Origin of the sequence: Salmonella sp. SAL03688, from assembly GCF_046551895.1 — a bacterium.
Lineage (GTDB): Bacteria > Pseudomonadota > Gammaproteobacteria > Enterobacterales > Enterobacteriaceae > Salmonella > Salmonella enterica.
The window spans coordinates 96,797-114,527 of sequence record NZ_JBGDVI010000007.1; the positions used below are offsets into that span (position 1 = coordinate 96,797).

Genomic DNA, 17,731 nt, shown 5'->3' on the forward strand with positions numbered 1-17,731 from the left:
GACAAATGACCGCGTCCTGAATGCCTGATGGCGCTACGTTTACTGCAGGCCGTCATCCGGCAAAACGGATGCCGGTTGCCAGGAATAAATATACCCGCCGGAAACCCAGGCGGGTATTTTTATGATGCAACGCTTTTATTTCTTTTTATAAATATCAGCCGTACCATGAATTTTATTTTCTGTCTGCCCGGACGTCAGCACCACCACATCCGCCCCTTTTTCATCCGCCTTTTTGATTAAATCTTCTCTGGCGTCCAGCGGCGACATTTCCCCGGTGGTGGAAATCGTGCCAATTTTCGTGTATTCGGAGGCGACTTTATCAAAGTCCGTTTTTTTCATGATTTCTGCGGCATAAACGTTTGTCACGACAAACGCTAATGCGCCAAGCATAACCTTGTAGCCAGTTTTCATAGCAAAACCCTCGTTTTATTATTACGCCATCATCGCTTTATCAGAACAAAAAGGCCGTTCGGACTGATTAAATAAGTAGTTTAGATTGCTGGAAAAATCCAGTCAGCCCCCGCTCTGTCGGCGTAACAACGCGGATTAAAACGCCCCTGCTTTGTGATCTCACTCGCAATCATCTGGTTTGACTATTAATAAGATGAAGGTTATTTCTTGAGGCTAAGAGAAGAGTTGCCTATGGAGCCGTTTCATGCCGTTGTGCTTACCGTCAGTCTGTTTGTGTTAACCTTTTTTAATCCCGGCGCGAATCTGTTTGTGGTGGTGCAAACCAGCCTCGCATCAGGACGCCGGGCGGGAGTCATCACCGGCCTGGGCGTCGCCACGGGAGACGCCTTTTATTCCGGGCTGGGGCTTTTCGGTCTGGCGACGCTCATTACGCAATGCGAAGCGGTATTTTCTCTTATCAAAATTGTCGGCGGCGCCTATTTATTATGGTTCGCCTGGAACAGTATTCGCCACCAGGCGACGCCGCAAATGAGCACGCTCCAGACGCCGATTGCCGCCCCGTGGACGATTTTCTTTCGCCGGGGATTAATGACCGATTTATCCAATCCGCAAACCGTACTGTTTTTTATCAGTATTTTTTCCGTAACGCTTAGCGCAGAAACGCCCACATGGGCAAGGTTAATGGCCTGGGCCGGAATTGTGCTGTCATCCGTTATCTGGCGTATTTTTCTCAGCCAGGCCTTTTCGCTTCCCGCAGTCCGCCGCGCTTATGGGCGTATACAGCGCATTGCCAGCCGTGTTATCGGCGCCATTATCGGGATGTTTGCGCTCAGACTTCTCTATGAAGGCGTGACGCACCGCTAATGTTTGCCCGGTAGCCTTTGCTACCGGACGATAAGCGTTATCAAAACGCCCATGACACGCTGCCTACAATGCTACGCTCGGCGCCAAAATAACAATAAGAGAGCGAATTACAGGCAGCGACATAGCGTTTGTCCGTCAGGTTATTTACGTTGAGCTGGGCGCTCAAGCCATTTAACCCAATGCTGGATAAATCATACCCAACCACCATGTCGACCAGTGTATAGGACGGCAAGGTGTGGGTATTCAGGCGATCGCTGGTCACGCCGTTGACGTACCGGATGCCGGAGCCCAAAGTCAGCCCCTCTAACAGACCGCTTTTCACATCGTAGCTTAGCCAGGCGCTGGCCTGGTTCCGTGGAGCATAAACCGCGCGCTTCCCCTGCTCTTGCGGGCTACTTTTCTTATAACGGATATCAGTATAGGTATACGCCGCCTGCAAACGGACGCTATCCGACAAATGGCTAATGGCCTCCAGTTCAACCCCTTTAGACTCAATTTCACCAATCGAGCGGTACGGATCGGTAGGTTCTTCTTTGGTCGCGATATTGGTCTGGTTAATACGATACACGGCGGCGCTAAACTGGCTGTTCCCCCCCAGCGGTTCGTATTTTACCCCCGCCTCCCACTGCTTGCCTTTCATCGGTTCCAGCACATTGCCGTTTTCGTCGGCGAAGCTGGTCGGCGTAAACGCGGTAGAATAACTGAGATAGGGGGCGACGCCATTGTCGAACAGATAAAGCAACGCGGCACGGGTACTGACGTTGTTTTTATCGAGATCGCTGCGTGAATCATGAAGTTTGTCGATGTTAGACACGCTGACCCGATCGTAACGACCACCCAACGTAAAACGCCAGCGATCCCATGACATCTGATCCTGTAAATAGTATCCGGTCTGCCGCAGCTTATGTTTTTCACGGCTATACAACGTAATGTAATCCGGCTGAGCGCCATAAACAGGGTTGAAAGCGTCAATCGGCGGAAACGCGCCATAATAGCCAGTAGTATGATTACTGCGATCCTGATAATCGATCCCCACCAGCAGACGATGATTAATCGCCCCGGTATCCACACTGCCGTCGAGCTGATTATCCAGCGCGATAGCCGACATTTTCTCCCCGGAGCCGGAATAGCCGCGATTCAGCGCCGTTTCATTCAACCAACCTGCGGCATAGACCTGATTCAACGTCACTTTGGTATGCAAATAGCGCAATTTTTGCCGTACCGACCAGCCGTTATCGAACAGATGCTCAATGTTATAACCCACCATATTTTCACGGCGATCGTATTTGTCGTAGTCATCTTCACCTTCAAAGAAAGTGTTAGAAATTTTTCCGCCGTTATAAGGTACAACCGTGCCTTGATAAGGCAGTCCGGAGTGGCTACCGCCTTCCGGATCACGGTGCAGATAGGCCATAAGATCAAGACGCGTCCGATCGGTAATTCGCCAGGTCAGGCTCGGCATCAGCGCATAACGTTCCTCTTTCAAGGGGGTAAACTGCGAATCGGCGTAACGTGTCATGCCGCTAAGACGCGCCGCCACACGTTCATTGTCATCCAGTGGGCCGGTCACATCAAAAGCCGCCCCGCGCTGGTTGTGATTGCCGGCAAACAGCTTCACCTCTCCCCCGGCATCAAACGCCGGTTTTCGCGACGTCAGCGCGACAATGCCGCCTGGCGATGAACGTCCATACAGAACGGACGCCGGGCCGCGTACCACCTCGATATCTTCCAGAAACCAGGGGTCAACCACCAACGAACTGTGCGAATTGGTGTCGCCCATCATTTTTAACCCGTCGAGATAGACGTTATCCAGACTACCGTCCGAAAAACCACGCAATACGATGTAATCAAAGCGGTTAGAGGCGCCTATCTGATTACTGTATACGCCTGGGGTGTAGCTGACCGCCTGACGCACGCTGGTTGCGCCCTGCTCTTCAAACTGCTGGCGGGTAATAATGGATACCGACTGCGGCGTTTCAATATCTGGCGTCGCCAGCTTGGTCGCGCCACTCTGAACGGTCGAGGTGACAATGACGGTATCATTTTTTGTGGTTTCCTGGGCAGAAAGAGGAAAAGTCGCGCCGCCGATAGCTCCGCCTATCAATAGCGCCATACGCGTTGTCGCAAACATGAACATCTCCAAAGGCATCTTTATTGTAAATAAGAATTATTACCTTTTAGAGATAACGGACCACTATGCGTAACGCCAGATTGCCTATGCGCAATGATAAAAAATCACCCAAAGCGGCAGAAAACCGGGTTAGTAGCGGATATTACCGTTCTGGCGGGGCGCGTTACGCACAGTGTCGGGACGCCGTCAGAGACGCGTCACGCAGCTCGCCGGGCGAGCAGCCATAACGCCGACGAAATGCCGTCGCAAAGTTTGTGGCATGTTGATAACCTGACATCCAGGCGGCCTGCTGCACGCTGTATCCCTCCATCAGATAACGACGCGCGCGCGCCAGGCGGCAATCGCGCAGATAATCAAACACGGTACACCCATAGGCATGGCGAAACTTGCACCGCAGGCTACTTGGACTCATTGCCGCCCGACGCGCCAGTTCGTTCAGCGTGTAGGCTTTTTCCGGCGTCTGCTCCAGTAAACGCCGAATGAGCTCCAGCCGCTGATATTCACCGGTGACGGGAAGTCCGCGTTTTTGCGTTGCGGGCTGACATAGATTTAGCGCATAGCCCAGTAATTGCAGCATGATGCCTTCCAGCATTAACTGGCGTGACGCCGCATGAGGTCCGGGCTGCTGCGCATAACGTAGCCCCGAAAGCAGAAACTCCGGCACCTGCCAGACCCTCGCCGAGGCCGCGCTATTTTCCCACTCGTCTGCCAGCGAGACAGGCAAACGCTCCCGCCATCCGCCGTCCGGGTACATTCCCAGCGACAAGGTGCGCAATTTACTGTCTGCGCCGTGATGGGCGCGTATCGTCTGCTGCTCACTCAGTTGCGAGCAAAACGCCATCCCCGCGCTCAACAAAAAGGTCTGCTCATTGACAGCCAGCGCGACGTTACCTTCCAACACCACCAGCATATACAGCGGACTGCTATGGCGAGAGGTGGTTTCATAAGGTTGTAACACGTGAACATCCGAGCGTGTAATGCAAATCCCGCCGGGAAGCGCTATCTCTTCGATATCGCCATGAAGTACGGGACTACTCTGCGTATACTGCGGTAACGCAGGGAAGCGGTAATCAATGCCATAACGCTCGCCAAACGCGATGAAATCGCTGACGGAAAAGATCTTTTTCATCGCCGGGGCGGCGGAAGAGTGACAGGAGATCGGAGACATTATCAATACCGTTTATCTGCGTTATACCAGAGCGTTAGCCACTGTGTAACCATATCACTGCGGCCCGGGAACGACAATAAAGATGAGAATAATTATCAACCGCTATTGAGGGAAGAGATAAGGCGAGCAAAGGTGATCGATAAACGCCGATCTGTCGATAAAAACGCGCTTTCGCGAGAGATGAAAGCGCGTCCGGGGGGTATCAGTCAGGAGCGAAATCCTGCGGAGGTCATGAGCAGTCTGAATAACATTCCGACGCCCGCCAGCAGAAGCACGCTGGCGCACCATATCGCGACCATCCATACGACTCGCCGCGACCATTTTTTCACTTTAACCATCAGTGATATCCCTCTCCATGTCGCACTTTTCCACGGAAGACGTAGTAGCTCCAGAAGGTATAAGCCAGAATAATCGGGATGATTATCAGCGCCCCAACCAGCATAAAGCTTTGACTTTGCGGCGGCGCGGCGGCGGCATACAGCGAAATATCCGGTGGAATAATATTCGGCCAAATACTGATGCCTAACCCGCTGAACCCCAGAAAAATCAACCCTAGCGTGAGAATAAATGGACGCGCATGGGATTCTGGTTTTTTCACGCTGCGCCATAGCCAGACGCTAAAAGCCAGCACCAGCACAGGCACCGGCAGGAAGTAGTATAAATTGGGCAGCGTGAACCAGCGCTCGGCGATGTCGTCGTGGGTGAGCGGCGTCCACACGCTGACGCCTCCCATCACCAGCAACAAGACGATCAACAACGGGCGCGACAGTGCGCACATCCGGCTATGCAGCGGATCTTCGCTTTTCATAATCAGCCAGGTAGCGCCCAGCAGCGCGTAGGTGACAACCAGACCGACGCCGCAGAACAGGTTAAACGGCGTCAGCCAGTCAAGCTGCGAACCGCTAAAGGTTCGCCCTTCCACCTGAAAACCGCTCACCACCGCGCCCACCACAACCCCCTGGGCAAAGGTCGCCAGGATTGACCCGACGATAAAGGATTTATCCCAGAACGCGCGATGCGACTCGGTGGCTTTAAAACGGAATTCAAAAGCGACGCCGCGAAAGATAAGACCAAGCAGCATAACCACCAGCGGGATAGTCAGCGCGTCGGTGATGACGGCATAGGCCAACGGGAACGCGCCAAAAAGCCCGGCCCCGCCCAGCACCAGCCAGGTTTCGTTCCCGTCCCATACCGGCGCGACCGAGTTCACCATAACATCGCGATCGTGTTTATCGCGAATAAACGGAAACAGGATACCGACACCCAGATCGAAACCATCCATCACGATATACATCAGCGTGGCGAACACGATAATAGCAAACCAGATAACCGGAAGATCGATGGTCATTCGCGTTTCTCCTGCTCAAGCGATTCTCCCACGGCAGAGATAGGACGCGCGGGTCTGCCATCGGTTTCAGCGGTCGGTGTCTCCGCCGGCTGCGGCCCTTTCTGGATAAGGCGAATCATATAAATATAGCCAACCCCAAAGACCAGGGAATAGACCACAAAGAAGGCCAGCAAACTGATGCTCATCTGCAAGGTGCTGTGCGCGGAAACCGCATCACGCGTTCGCAGCAGGCCATAGACCACCCACGGCTGACGTCCTACTTCAGTCGTCACCCATCCGGCAAGGATGGCGATAAGCCCGGACGGCCCCATCCACAGCGCAAAGTGCATAAAGGGCCGCGAATGATACAGTCGGCGTCGGTAGCGTAGCCACAGGCTGGCCAGCCCCAGGAAGATCATCAGTACGCCCATGCCCACCATCAGACGGAAAGACCAGAACACCACGGTAGAGTTGGGGCGATCCTCTTTGGGATAATCTTTTAGCGCAGGCACCTGTTTGTCCAGGCTATGCGTCAGGATCAGACTGCCCAACGCCGGGATCTCAAGCGCATAGCGGGTCCGTTCCGCCTCCATATCCGGCCAGCCTACCAGCGTAAGCGGCGTTGGCTCGCCGGGCGTATTTTCCCAGTGCCCCTCAATCGCGGCAATTTTGACCGGCTGATGCTTCAGAGTATTAAGGCCATGCATATCGCCAATCAATGCCTGAACGGGCGCCACCACGACCGCCATCCATAACGCCATCGAGAACATACGGCGGATAGCCGGCGTATCGTTACCTTTCAGTAAATGCCAGGCTGCGGACGCGCCGACAAACATCGCGCTACTTAAAAACGCCGCAACGGACATATGCAACAGGCGATACGGGAACGACGGGTTGAAAATCACCGCGAACCAGTCCACCGGGACCACCTGACCGTTGTGAATTTCAAATCCCTGCGGGGTATGCATCCAGCTATTAGACGCCAGAATCCAGAACGTCGACATTAACGTACCCAACGCCACCATACAGGTAGACAAGAAATGCAGGCCCGGCCCGACTTTGTTCCAGCCAAAAAGCATCACGCCTAAGAATCCCGCTTCCAGGAAGAATGCGGTGAGCACTTCATAGGTTAATAAAGGCCCGGTGATACTGCCGGCGAACTGGGAGAAACCGCTCCAGTTCGTTCCGAACTGGTAAGCCATGACCAGACCGGAGACCACGCCCATCCCGAAGTTGACGGCAAAAATTTTGAGCCAGAACTGATAGAGCGAGCGCCAGACAGGATTACGCGTTTTTAGCCATAGACCTTCCAGTACCACCAGGTAACTGGCTAAGCCAATCGTAATCGCGGGGAAAATAATATGAAAAGAGACGGTAAAGGCAAACTGGAGTCTCGCTAAAAAGAAGGCATCAAACTCCATGTTCCCTCCCGTTTATATATAGTCACTTCGTGTAAAATATTCACTGTTCGCAACCAGGTTGAAACGAAACGGTTATTTTCCCCAAACGTATAAACGTCGGGGAATATCCAGATAAATTACGATTTTTTTTGCGGCTGGCTGTCAGGCTTATCGCCCGACTCTGGCGCTTCGGAGGGGTCGTCTTTTTCGACAGCGAAACGGTAGTATCTATTTAGCATAACATGTCTCCCTTAGTTACATTCACTTGGCAATATCTACCTGGCCGTTATAAAAATAACGGCAAAACAAAAAAACAGCGTCCTCAAGACTATTTGCAATTTCAGCAAAATACGCTTAGCTGAAAGTTAAGAATAGACGTAAAACGATAACCTTCAAGTCAACGCGGTTTACGGGACGGGGGATTAGCACAGGGAGAATGACCGCAACGCTCGCTGCGCGGCGGCCATTTTATATGGTCTATCAAAAAGATAACCGTTAAGGTTCATTCAAATCCGTTAGTTTGCCTTCCCCTCAATCAAGCCATTGATCGTAGAAAATACCGCCGGCGCGCTGGTCGCTTCCGCAAACTCGACATTGATATTTTGCCGACGCAGCATATCGAAGAATTTACGTTGCGCATCAAGAATAACCTGATCGCCTACGCGCATATTTTCTGCTTTAGTTTCAACCAGTAAATAAACGCTGTCGGCGTCCTGACGCTCAATACGGTACACAAAATCCGGCGTAGTAGAGCCTCCCGTATATTTGGGGATCTGAATGGCCCGCTTAGGCAGTTTGCCAAACACAGAAACCTGTTGCGGATAATCGTATTTTAATAGCGGCAATTCTGGATCGACGCTGTCATAACGCAACGGCGGTATTTGATAGAGAGAACGGGGATCGTCTATCGCATTCTCGTCCACATTTTTCCCCACAATTTCAGCGCTAATCTCCTCTCTGAACTGCCGTGCCGTGGAATCAAATACCGACGTTGAAGCCTGAAAATCGAGAGGCAGATAATCGTGGCGCTGCGCAAAATGCGCATTAATCCGCGTCTGTAATGCGCGGGTCATATTGTCCAACGAGATCTCGCTTAAATAGCGTGAATCTCCGTGCAAAACATCACGCAGCATCGCCATTAACACCGGGTGCAGGACGTTAACCGGCAGACTGGTGCGTAACGCCAGTTGCTTAAGAAAATGGCCATATTTCATGCCCGCCATAAATTCGCTGGCGGCTAATTCGCCTTCCCGCTGCGCCACTTCAAAACGGCCATTATCTTCATTCGATACCAGCCGTTGTTGCACCTGGCTTGGCTTCTGGCGAATATACAGCGCCGGATCGCGCAGCACCTCGGCGGCAATTTGTTCCAGAGAAGCGCCGCTACGCTCGAATTGCAGCATATAACGGCGGGAAAACTGCTCCCAGATACTGCTAAGTTGTTCCCAATTCTCTTTGCGTAACCTGACTCGCAGCCGGGAGGCGGGCTTATTGTCACGAATGCGATCCGCTCGCACCCGCGCCTGCGTCAGCTCAGGGTAGAACTCCAGTAGCCACGCAAAACCACTTTTGGTTTCCCCGTTAAGCGTGACGCTGGGTTTAAACTCATTACTCCGGTTGATCAGTTTTTTATCATCCAGATCTTCCAGCAAACGAAGCTCCGTAAACGCAGGATCGACTTTTTGCCGCTCGGTGACGATGAGAGTGATCATCGCCTCATCCAGTTTCTGCTCGTTAAGCTGAACTTTGCTGTCGCGATTAATCTCATCAACCAGCATACTGGCAAACGCTTTTTCATCATAACCAATCAGAAACGACAGTCGGGACGGCCACTCTTCCTGATGAACGCGATGGCCGTTTTCATCTACCGGTAGCCGCAGGCCGCGCCCCACTTCCTGAATTTTGCTCGACTCGCTACCGGAAGAACGTAATTTAGCAATGACAAAAACATTCGGGTTATCCCAGCCTTCGCGAAGCGTCCATTTTGAAAACAGAAAGCGGCGCGTTTCCCAGTTGCCGTGATGGTCTGAAAAACTGAGCAACTTCTCTTTATTTTTCAGAATATCATCTACCTCAGCCTGGATCGCCTCATCGCCGCTTCCACGGTCTTCGCCAAAGTAACCAGCGTGGACGTTTTGGTTATCCGAGTGCAGGCTGGCGAGCGTGGCCTGCAGAAACGACAGATACTCCACTTCTCGCGGCAGGGTCTTGCGCTGATAATCGTCAATCAGTTGCGTCAGTTTCTTTTTCAGCAAACGCTCAAAAGTGACTTTCAACCAGCCTTCGTCATCACGATAGCTTTTAATACTGTCAATAAAGAAAAGGCTTAAGGTCTTAATACGCGGGGCATTATTTTCTGGCTCATTGCTGCGTAAGAAATTTGCCTGCTCGGTGTCAAAATGCTTATCAATGGCGTCCTGAATAATCAGTTCCTGGTAGCTCGCGCCAAAGGTTCCTGGCACCAGCGCCATCCCTGCCTCCAGCTCCAGATCGTTCGACAACATTTTACTGCCGGCATATTCGATACTGCCTTCAAATCCTGCATCGACATCGGCGAGATTTTCGCCCACGCCAACCTCGGCAATTTTGCTCCCCCGTCGGAGGATTAATTTCTTTGCCGTGACGCTGTCAACGATATAACGATTGTTGGCCTGTTCTTCGGGGAGATTCGGGTAATAAATATCAATACCTTTCACCAAACCATCGTTAAAACTGTCCACCGCGTTGAGATCAAACTGCGGTTGCCGGCGATAGTAATCTTTACGTACACATTTATTTTTACCCTTACCTTCGACAATATCCGGGAAGGTAGCGCCAAAGCGGACGATCATTTGCGGCTGAATAGCCTGAATCGCTCGATAAAATTTGTTATCTCGCGCAAAACGATGCGGTTCATCAATAATGACCACCGGTCGCGTCATTTGCAGCCCTTTAACAGGCGACGTCAGCCCGCCCAGTAGCGTTTGATCGTAATCGTCTCGCGTCATACTGGCGGAATTGAGCATTTGCGCATTGATCAGCAAAACCTGAATCGTATGGCTATCACGACGGCTGGCATCAGTAAAACTTAATAACTGGGCCGGAAAATTTTTACGCCCCGACTTTACTTTAAAATCACCGGCGTTAATGGTGCAAAGTTCCATCCGCGTATTTTCGTAGAACTGTGAAAAATGCTGTCTGGCGTAATCGCTGGTGATAAAGTTCCGCGCGCCTTCTTTAATGGCTGGCGTCGGCACCACCAGCACAAATTTGAAGAGGCCGTAGTTCTGATGCAGTTCATACATCAATCGGGTATAGACATAGGTTTTGCCCGTCCCGGTCTCCATTTTAACGTCAATATTGGCCTTATCGTCGTAACGTTCCTTAATCAGCGGATTAGCATAGTGATTATGATCGGCCTGCGCGTGATCGATACCGGTGAAACTCGCCAGAATCGCCGCTAACGCCTGTTCCTGATGGGGAAGTTCTTCCAGTAAAATATTCATCATCATCCCCTCTTAATAACGCTTCACCAGGTTCACTTTTTGATCAAGCTGTTTTAAGCCGATTTCCAGTTCACGAATGGATTCAAGGTCGAAAGAGTAGCCGTAAATGACAATAGTCTGAACCGGAAGCTGGTGCGTACCAATGTGGTTGAGAAGATCGCGGGTCTGCTCTGTTCCCCATCGTTCATCAATCAGATACAGGCGCGTATTATCAACATACCTGGCGCAATAGCCGGAAAAATCAACGGCCTGTACGTCAATATCCATTTTATAACCATCGGCGACCAGCCATGTCGTTAATAAGGTCTCTTCGCCGCTTGCGCCGCCCGGCACGCCCAATCCTCTGGCGGAAAAAGGATTGATCATGTCGGTAAATCCTGACTCGGTAAAAGCGGCCAGTTGACCGCTGGTATTGATAAAATGGCCGGTAGCAATATCGAAGCTATCCAGATCGTCCAGCGTCTGCTGTGTCGGAGTGGCAAAACGATAATGTTTAAAACCGAGGTCGCTATTGGCCGCGGGATTGTTGGCGCGGATCTTCGCCGCAACGCGTGTAATTCGCTCGCGGCTGATTTCATCAATAGTGTTATAACCTGCTTTTTTCGCGATAGTGTTATTGCTTAATGCCTGATCGATAGTACACAGAATAAACGTGCGCTGCCCCCCATCTTCTTCATTCAGCGCCATCACCGCATGGGCCGTGGTGCCGGAACCGGCAAAAAAGTCCAGAACGACGCCGTCTTTATCGATAGCGAGCTTGATGATTTTCTTCAATAATGCGGTCGGTTTCGGCGTATCAAAAACGTTGTCGCCGAAGAGATCCAGAATCTCCTTTTTCCCCTCTTTATTCGACGCTACGTTATCCCAGTAATTGGTCGTTGGCTGCCCTTTACTGTGATGCGCGTACATGACTCGCTGGGGAATACCGCCGTTATCTTTGCCAAAATAGACCAGATTATCGGCCACCAGTTTTTGGTAACTGGCTTCAGGATAAGCCCATAGTCTTTCGTGTACCGTACCGTTCGGTGTGGTAATTTTATAGGTATAGCCGCCGCCGCTCAGCCCTTTTGACACCGTTAACGGCACCGGGCGCCATTTCCCTTCTGGAAACTGTTCGGTCGGTTCTTTATAGGATTTCTGAATATACTCTTTAGAAAGCGGTTCTAAACGTAAAGCGCCCTGACCGGTTTTGGCATAAACAAGAATGTATTCCCCCTGGATGGAAACGTTATCAGAGTCGTTAGAAATCTCTTTTTTGCGCTTCCACATCACATTGGTGACAAATCCGCCTTCGCCAAAAATCTCATCCATCATTAATTTAAGATTGGCGTACTCATTATCGTCGATAGAGATAAAAATAAACCCGGTATCTTTCAGGAGCTTCCTGGCCAGGAAAAGACGCGGATACATGAAAGATAACCACGCGGAGTGCGTCGATTTACCCTGAATGGATTTTAAACGTGCCAGTTCAGTATCATTAAGACCAAACATATCCTGCAACGCCCGATCGCTATATTCAAAATGATCGGGATAGACAAACCCGTCCGATCCGGTGTTATAAGGGGGATCGATATAGATCATATCGACGGTATCGGCGTAATTATTTTGCAGATGGCGTAACACATCCAGATTATCTCCGGTCAGAAAAAGATTATGGCTGTTTTTATTTTCTGCCAGAGTATTGTGTTCCACGTCAGGAACGATAACGGTAACGGATTTTTCACCCGCCTGTTTTTTTGCGTAATCTTTACCAATAAAATCAATCTGATAACCGCTAGTCAGCTCATCAATATTACGCGCTTTCAGCGCGCGCTCAAATTTGGCGAGATCAAATCCGCCTTTCGCGATCAGTTCGCCCTGCTCGTTATAGCGATCGGCGGTAAAAAATTCCGGTAATGCACGTTGTAACTCAGACAGAAAGGCGCTATTCGGGGCAACAGACTCGTTGTGTTTTTGGTTATCTTTCAACATGATATCTTCGCTCCGTTGACAATTTTAAGGTCCAACAATCAATTTCTTATAAAGAAAAAAGTAAGCGATGATTGTAATGGTCACGAAAGGCAGATGCCATCATTAACCTTTGTTGTTCGTTGAAAGGGCGTGAAAACGACGGGGGGAAGGCGTGCTCCCGGCGACAGTATGCGCCAGGAGCGTAGTGTTTACGTGCGATGACCGATGGCCGACTCCGGGAGGGCGTCGCTATCTGTACCGGAGATGACGACTCCCCGGGTCTCGCGACCAAATGCCACAAATACACAGATTAAAATAGCCACCGCGCCAGCCACGATCGCCATTGCCAACCCGTAATTTCCACCATGCGTTTCCGCGATGCGGGCCTGTAACGTCGCATTAACCGACGCCAGTAAATTACCGAGTTGGTAAACAAACCCTGGCAGCACGGCGCGCGCATTCGCCGGAACCAGCTCGTTTAGCCAGGTCGGCACGACACCCCAGGCGCCCTGCACCATAAACTGCATCAGGAACGCGCCCAGGCCAATCGTGAATGATCCGCTGGAAAATGCCCATAGCGGGAGTACCGGAAGCGCAAGAAAGGCGGCGATCATGATCGCTTTTTTACGCCCAATACGTTCCGATAGCGTACCGTAGAAAATACCGCCGAGCATGGCGGCAATGTTATAAAAAATCGCAATGATACTGATCAGATGCGGATCAAAACCATGCTGCATCTTCAGGAAGGTAGGATAGAGATCCTGCGTGCCGTGACTGAAAAAGTTAAAGAACGCCATGACCAGCACCAGATACAGACACAACTTCCACTGTTTGCGCAGAACAGGAAGCAGCGCGGTATTCTCTTTACGCGCTCTGGCCGCCAGCCAGACGGGGGATTCCGGCACTTTAAACCAGATATAAGGCAGCAAGACAACAGGCAGGGCGCCAATCAGGAACATGCCGCGCCAGCCTACCATACTGTAGAAGAGGCCAAAAATAACCGAGGCGAACAGATAGCCGCAGGGATAGCCCGCCTGAAAAATGCCCGACATCAGGCCACGCGAACGATCGGGAATGGTTTCCATCGCCAGTGATGACGCGACGCCCCATATCCCGCCCATCGCCACGCCGTACATGACCCGAAAAATCAGAAATGCCATGAAGGTGGGCGACCAGGCGGAAAGCAGTTCAAACACCGTGAAGAACAGAATATTGAGCATCAGTATCGGTCGACGTCCGTACTTTTCCGCCATTCGGCCAAATAGTAGCGCGCCAATGGGACGTACCGCCAGGGTCAGCATAATCGCAATGGAAACGTCCGATACGGAAGCGTGAAACCATTCGGCGAGATCGCTAAGTACAAAGACAAGGATAAAGAAATCAAACGCATCCAGCATCCAACTGGTAAAGCTGGCAAACGCCACATGTCGTTGTGTCGTCGTCCAGTTCAGGGGGGTGTACATAGGTAGTGTCCTGCATCAAAAAATAACATCAAGCTTTGAAGCGGCGAAACGCTGGAGCGCACCCGTCGTCAAAGCGACGTAACAAGGTAGCGTTGCGCTACTTATTTGTTATCTTTTTGTATATAGCAGGTAAAATGTTAGCAAAAATAGACAAATCATTACATATTATTAACAAAGCTTACTGGCACATGATTTGTCACAGTTTTTATGGGGATTATCTCATGCAAAGGAAAGCGAAGCGTGGCTAGCGTATCGCGACCGGCCTGTCGCCAGACCGATCGCCATTGACGATTACCTCTCGCGCGGCGGGAAACCGGCCTTTTGCAGGGCGGCGGCAATCTGCTCCGCGGATAGCGACGTTTCAACGTCAACCAGACGCGTCGCCGGGTCAGTTCTCACCGTCGCATTAGCATCGAGAGTCAGAATCGTCTTTTTTACCGTACTGGCGCAGCCGCCGCAGGTCATGTCATCAATATGGAACTGCATGGTGAACTCCTTTTGTGTGGGAACTGTTGCCAGTCTGGGCCTTGCCAGTGTTGGAAGGTCAAGCGTAATCTCAGTACTTACAGACGCTTTGCCAGTCCGTGGCGACGAGGACGGCGCAATACCGCTCCGGTACGCGCCTCCGGCTCGCTATCGTCAGGTTGTCCAAGCGTATGCAGAATGGGGCAATCTGGCAGCGCGTCGCCGGCGCAGCAGTGAATCAGCGCTTTGAGGGTTTGCGCCATGTGCTGCATGTTCTGGATACGTCTGTCCAGTTCATCAATGTGCGTCTGCGCCAGGCGTTTGACGTCAGCGCTTTGCCGCGACTGGTTATTCCAAAGATTCAGTAAGTCGCTGATTTCAGCAACTGAAAAACCGAGGTCGCGCGCGCGGCGTATAAAATGCAATTGATTAACATCAGCCTGGGTATAGGCCCGATAGCCGGAATCCGTCCGACTTGCCGCGGGAATCAGACCAATCTGTTCATAGTAGCGAATCATTTTGGCCGAAACTTTCGATGCTTTAGCTGCTTTACCGATGTTCATGACGCTCCTCCTCATGTCGTGGATGTGTCGGATGGGGTTGCCATCGGCGCCCGGAAACGGCGCAGCCGCAAAGCGTTGCCCAGCACGAACACGCTCGACATCGCCATCGCCCCTGCGGCGAATACCGGGGACAATAATATGCCCCAGACCGGAAATAGCGCGCCTGCCGCGACAGGAATCAGCGCCGTATTGTAAGCAAAGGCCCAGAACAGATTCTGGTGGATATTGCGGATGGTCGCTTTAGACAGCGCGATAGCATTCGGCACGCCTTGCAGGTTGCCGGACATTAGTACAACGTCGGCGGATTCCACCGCCACATCGGTGCCGGTGCCAATCGCCAGCCCCACGTCGGACTCCGCCAGCGCTGGCGCATCGTTGATGCCATCGCCGACAAACGCCACCTGCCCATACGCCGCTTTCAGGCGCCGTATCGCCTCGACTTTCCCTTCTGGCAATACCTCGGCGACCACGTCATCAATTCCTAACTGTCTGGCGATAGCCTGTGCCGTGCGGGCATTATCGCCAGTGATCATGGCGACCTTAATCCCGAGCTGATGTAAAGCGTTAATTGCGGCGGGTGTGCTGGGTTTGATCGGATCGGCCACGGCGATAATCGCCGCCAGTTGACCGTCAATAGCCGCATAGAGCGGCGATTTCCCTTCCTGCCCTAACCGTTCGGCGGTGGTGGCGAAGCCGCTAATATCCACGCCAATTTCGCGCATATAGCGATCGGCCCCCACGTCAACACGCGTACCGTCAACGGTAGCGTATACGCCCATCCCGGTCACCGATTCGAAGCCGCTCATGCCTGGTAGCGCGATCCCTTCCTCTTCTGCCGACACGACAATCGCACGGGCAATCGGATGCTCTGAACGCGATTCTACCGCCGCGACTTTCGCCAGCACCTCACGGCGCTCAAAGCCGCTGGCCACGTCGAGATCGGTCAGTACCGGGCGGCCTTCGGTAAGCGTCCCGGTTTTGTCTACGGCCACCACCTTAGCGTCTTTGAGTAGCTGTAACGCCTCCCCCTTACGGAAAATCACGCCCATTTCCGCCCCACGACCGGTTCCCACCATAATGGAGGTCGGCGTCGCCAGGCCCATCGCGCAAGGACAGGCGATAATCAGAACCGCAACGCCATTGATCAGAGCGAAAGTCAGCGCAGGCGACGGCCCAAACGCCAGCCATACCACAAAGGTCAGCGCAGCAATAAGCATCACCATCGGGACAAACCACAGCGTCACTTTATCCACGACGGCCTGAATCGGCAGTTTTGAACCCTGCGCCTGTTCCACCAGACGAATGATTTGCGCCAGCATGGTCTGTCCGCCGACGGCGGTCGCCCGCAGCGTGAGCGCGCCTTTTTGGTTTACGGTACCGCCCACCACCGCGCTTCCTGCGGATTTCTCTACCGGTATCGGTTCGCCGGTAATCATCGACTCGTCAACGAAGCTGCGGCCTTCGGTCACTTCGCCGTCAACCGGTATCCGCTCGCCTGGCCGAACCTCCACACAGTCGTCCAGCACAACCTCGTCGACAGGGATATCCACGATGCGGCCCTCGCGTAACACATGCGCGACCCGCGCCTGTAGCCCCACCAGACGTTTAATCGCTTCGGAAGTCCGCCCCTTCGCCCTTGCCTCCAGAAAGCGCCCCAGCAGAATAAGCGCGACAATCACTGCGGCGGCCTCGTAATAGACGTTTACCGTCCCTTCAGGCAACAGGTCTGGCGTAAAGGTCGCCACCAGCGAGTAGCCGAATGCCGCTGCGGTTCCTACGGCGACCAGCGAGTTCATGTCCGGCGCCAGACGCGCCAGCGCCGGGAACCCTTTAAGGTAAAAACGGCGACCGGGGATCGTCAGCACCAACAGGGTCAGTGCAAATTGCCAGTACCAGCTTTGTTGCAGGCCAATCGTTTTTATTACCCACTCGTGCATACCAGGAATAAGGTGCGAGCCCATTTCAAGCACAAAAACGGGGAGCGCCAGCACGCTGGCGAGAATCAGATCGCGCTTCAGCCTGACGCGCTCGGCCTCTTTTTTCTCTTCAGAGTCGTCTCCGCCCTGCCCCACCGTCTCTACCGGTCGCGCCTCATACCCCGTTTTTTCAATCGCCGCGATCACCGCCTCCGCCGACGCCGTCCCGCGGACGGTGGCGCGCTCCGTCGCCAGATTCACCGTAGCGTCCGTTACGCCAGGCACAGCCTTAATACCTTTTTCAACGCGAGCGACGCACGACGCGCAGGTCATACCTTCAATAAGTAAGCTTATCGTGTCGTGACGATTTTCTGACTGACTCATGACGACTTCCCCATCCTGACTATTCGGTATCAGAAAGCCTAAAGCTTGCCATTGTGGGAAGGTCAAGCGTATTCAGGCTGCACGGTTCAGCGAGAATGTGAGATGGCTCATAAAAGAGGATGATGCGAGACATTTACGCCACGATGCCGACCTACGTCCCGTAAAAACCCGCCAGGAACGCTTGACCTTTCCTTCGTTGTAACG

14 protein-coding genes and 1 pseudogene are annotated in these 17,731 nt (G+C 52.5%); 1 reads left to right on the forward strand and 14 read right to left on the reverse strand.

Annotated elements, in window-relative coordinates; translation table 11 throughout:
* Nucleotides 1-135: 135 nt before the first annotated feature.
* A complete protein-coding gene (gene yahO, locus ACLJR2_RS09555) occupies nt 136-411 on the reverse strand; it encodes a DUF1471 family periplasmic protein YahO (RefSeq protein ID WP_000848026.1) in 276 nt (91 codons plus the stop codon).
* Nucleotides 412-642: 231 nt separating this feature from the next.
* On the opposite strand from yahO, the gene ACLJR2_RS09560 reads away from it, so the two are divergent.
* Nucleotides 643-1,275, forward strand: a complete 633-nt coding sequence (locus ACLJR2_RS09560) for a LysE family transporter (protein WP_000433131.1) — start codon at nt 643-645, stop codon at nt 1,273-1,275.
* A gap of 40 nt (nt 1,276-1,315) precedes the next feature.
* On the opposite strand, the gene foxA is transcribed toward ACLJR2_RS09560, so the two are convergent.
* The 13 genes and pseudogenes from foxA to golT form a co-directional block, all read right to left on the reverse strand.
* Nucleotides 1,316-3,424, reverse strand: coding sequence for a ferrioxamine B receptor FoxA (foxA, locus tag ACLJR2_RS09565; RefSeq protein WP_001127741.1), 2,109 nt, complete (start codon nt 3,422-3,424; stop codon nt 1,316-1,318).
* Nucleotides 3,425-3,569: 145 nt separating this feature from the next.
* Nucleotides 3,570-4,574, reverse strand: a complete 1,005-nt coding sequence (gene foxR / locus ACLJR2_RS09570) for a ferrioxamine uptake transcriptional regulator FoxR (protein WP_000074601.1) — start codon at nt 4,572-4,574, stop codon at nt 3,570-3,572.
* A gap of 95 nt (nt 4,575-4,669) precedes the next feature.
* A pseudogene (locus ACLJR2_RS09575) lies at nt 4,670-4,862 on the reverse strand (hypothetical protein).
* On the reverse strand, nt 4,781-4,966 hold the full coding sequence (locus ACLJR2_RS09580) for a DUF2474 domain-containing protein (protein WP_305954967.1): 186 nt from the start codon (nt 4,964-4,966) through the stop codon (nt 4,781-4,783). The pseudogene ACLJR2_RS09575 and the gene ACLJR2_RS09580 overlap by 82 nt, the downstream one beginning before the upstream one ends.
* Complete coding sequence (cydB, locus tag ACLJR2_RS09585; protein ID WP_000151047.1) at nt 4,912-5,922, reverse strand: cytochrome d ubiquinol oxidase subunit II; 1,011 nt, start codon at nt 5,920-5,922, stop codon at nt 4,912-4,914. Before cydB ends, ACLJR2_RS09580 begins: the two co-directional genes overlap by 55 nt.
* A complete protein-coding gene (locus ACLJR2_RS09590) occupies nt 5,919-7,322 on the reverse strand; it encodes a cytochrome ubiquinol oxidase subunit I (RefSeq protein WP_000393711.1) in 1,404 nt (467 codons plus the stop codon). The genes cydB and ACLJR2_RS09590 overlap by 4 nt, the downstream gene beginning before the upstream one ends.
* Nucleotides 7,323-7,438: 116 nt before the next feature.
* A complete protein-coding gene (gene ssaA, locus ACLJR2_RS09595; RefSeq protein WP_000934834.1) occupies nt 7,439-7,540 on the reverse strand; it encodes a small effector SsaA in 102 nt (33 codons plus the stop codon).
* A 276-nt stretch (nt 7,541-7,816) separates the two neighbouring features.
* Entirely contained in the window at nt 7,817-10,789 is a 2,973-nt protein-coding gene (locus ACLJR2_RS09600) for a type III restriction-modification system endonuclease (RefSeq protein WP_077684068.1), read from the reverse strand.
* 9 nt (nt 10,790-10,798) lie between these two features.
* Nucleotides 10,799-12,757 (reverse strand): site-specific DNA-methyltransferase, encoded by a 1,959-nt coding sequence (locus ACLJR2_RS09605; protein WP_000910358.1) that lies wholly within the window; start codon nt 12,755-12,757, stop codon nt 10,799-10,801.
* 188 nt (nt 12,758-12,945) lie between these two features.
* The gene (locus tag ACLJR2_RS09610; RefSeq protein ID WP_000288502.1) at nt 12,946-14,199 is read right to left on the reverse strand and encodes an MFS transporter; all 1,254 of its coding nucleotides are present in this window, start codon (nt 14,197-14,199) and stop codon (nt 12,946-12,948) included.
* A gap of 291 nt (nt 14,200-14,490) precedes the next feature.
* A complete protein-coding gene (golB, locus tag ACLJR2_RS09615; RefSeq protein WP_001159470.1) occupies nt 14,491-14,685 on the reverse strand; it encodes a gold resistance metallochaperone GolB in 195 nt (64 codons plus the stop codon).
* 77 nt (nt 14,686-14,762) lie between these two features.
* A complete protein-coding gene (gene golS, locus ACLJR2_RS09620) occupies nt 14,763-15,227 on the reverse strand; it encodes an Au(I) sensor transcriptional regulator GolS (RefSeq protein ID WP_001020583.1) in 465 nt (154 codons plus the stop codon).
* 11 nt (nt 15,228-15,238) lie between these two features.
* On the reverse strand, nt 15,239-17,527 hold the full coding sequence (gene golT, locus ACLJR2_RS09625) for a gold/copper-translocating P-type ATPase GolT (RefSeq protein ID WP_000083317.1): 2,289 nt from the start codon (nt 17,525-17,527) through the stop codon (nt 15,239-15,241).
* Nucleotides 17,528-17,731: the final 204 nt, after the last annotated feature.

Excerpts from the sequence above, each read along its gene's own strand:
- cydB (WP_000151047.1), bottom strand. The coding sequence starts at position 5,922 with ATGACCATCGATCTTCCGGTTATCTGGTTTGCTATTATCGTGTTCGCC.
- ACLJR2_RS09590 (WP_000393711.1), bottom strand. The coding sequence starts at position 7,322 with ATGGAGTTTGATGCCTTCTTTTTAGCGAGACTCCAGTTTGCCTTTACC.
- ACLJR2_RS09560 (WP_000433131.1), top strand. The coding sequence starts at position 643 with ATGGAGCCGTTTCATGCCGTTGTGCTTACCGTCAGTCTGTTTGTGTTA.
- golS (WP_001020583.1), bottom strand. The coding sequence starts at position 15,227 with ATGAACATCGGTAAAGCAGCTAAAGCATCGAAAGTTTCGGCCAAAATG.
- golT (WP_000083317.1), bottom strand. The coding sequence starts at position 17,527 with ATGAGTCAGTCAGAAAATCGTCACGACACGATAAGCTTACTTATTGAA.
- golB (WP_001159470.1), bottom strand. The coding sequence starts at position 14,685 with ATGCAGTTCCATATTGATGACATGACCTGCGGCGGCTGCGCCAGTACG.
- ACLJR2_RS09600 (WP_077684068.1), bottom strand. The coding sequence starts at position 10,789 with ATGATGAATATTTTACTGGAAGAACTTCCCCATCAGGAACAGGCGTTA.
- ssaA (WP_000934834.1), bottom strand. The coding sequence starts at position 7,540 with ATGCTAAATAGATACTACCGTTTCGCTGTCGAAAAAGACGACCCCTCC.
- ACLJR2_RS09605 (WP_000910358.1), bottom strand. The coding sequence starts at position 12,757 with ATGTTGAAAGATAACCAAAAACACAACGAGTCTGTTGCCCCGAATAGC.
- ACLJR2_RS09610 (WP_000288502.1), bottom strand. The coding sequence starts at position 14,199 with ATGTACACCCCCCTGAACTGGACGACGACACAACGACATGTGGCGTTT.
- foxR (WP_000074601.1), bottom strand. The coding sequence starts at position 4,574 with ATGTCTCCGATCTCCTGTCACTCTTCCGCCGCCCCGGCGATGAAAAAG.
- yahO (WP_000848026.1), bottom strand. The coding sequence starts at position 411 with ATGAAAACTGGCTACAAGGTTATGCTTGGCGCATTAGCGTTTGTCGTG.
- foxA (WP_001127741.1), bottom strand. The coding sequence starts at position 3,424 with ATGCCTTTGGAGATGTTCATGTTTGCGACAACGCGTATGGCGCTATTG.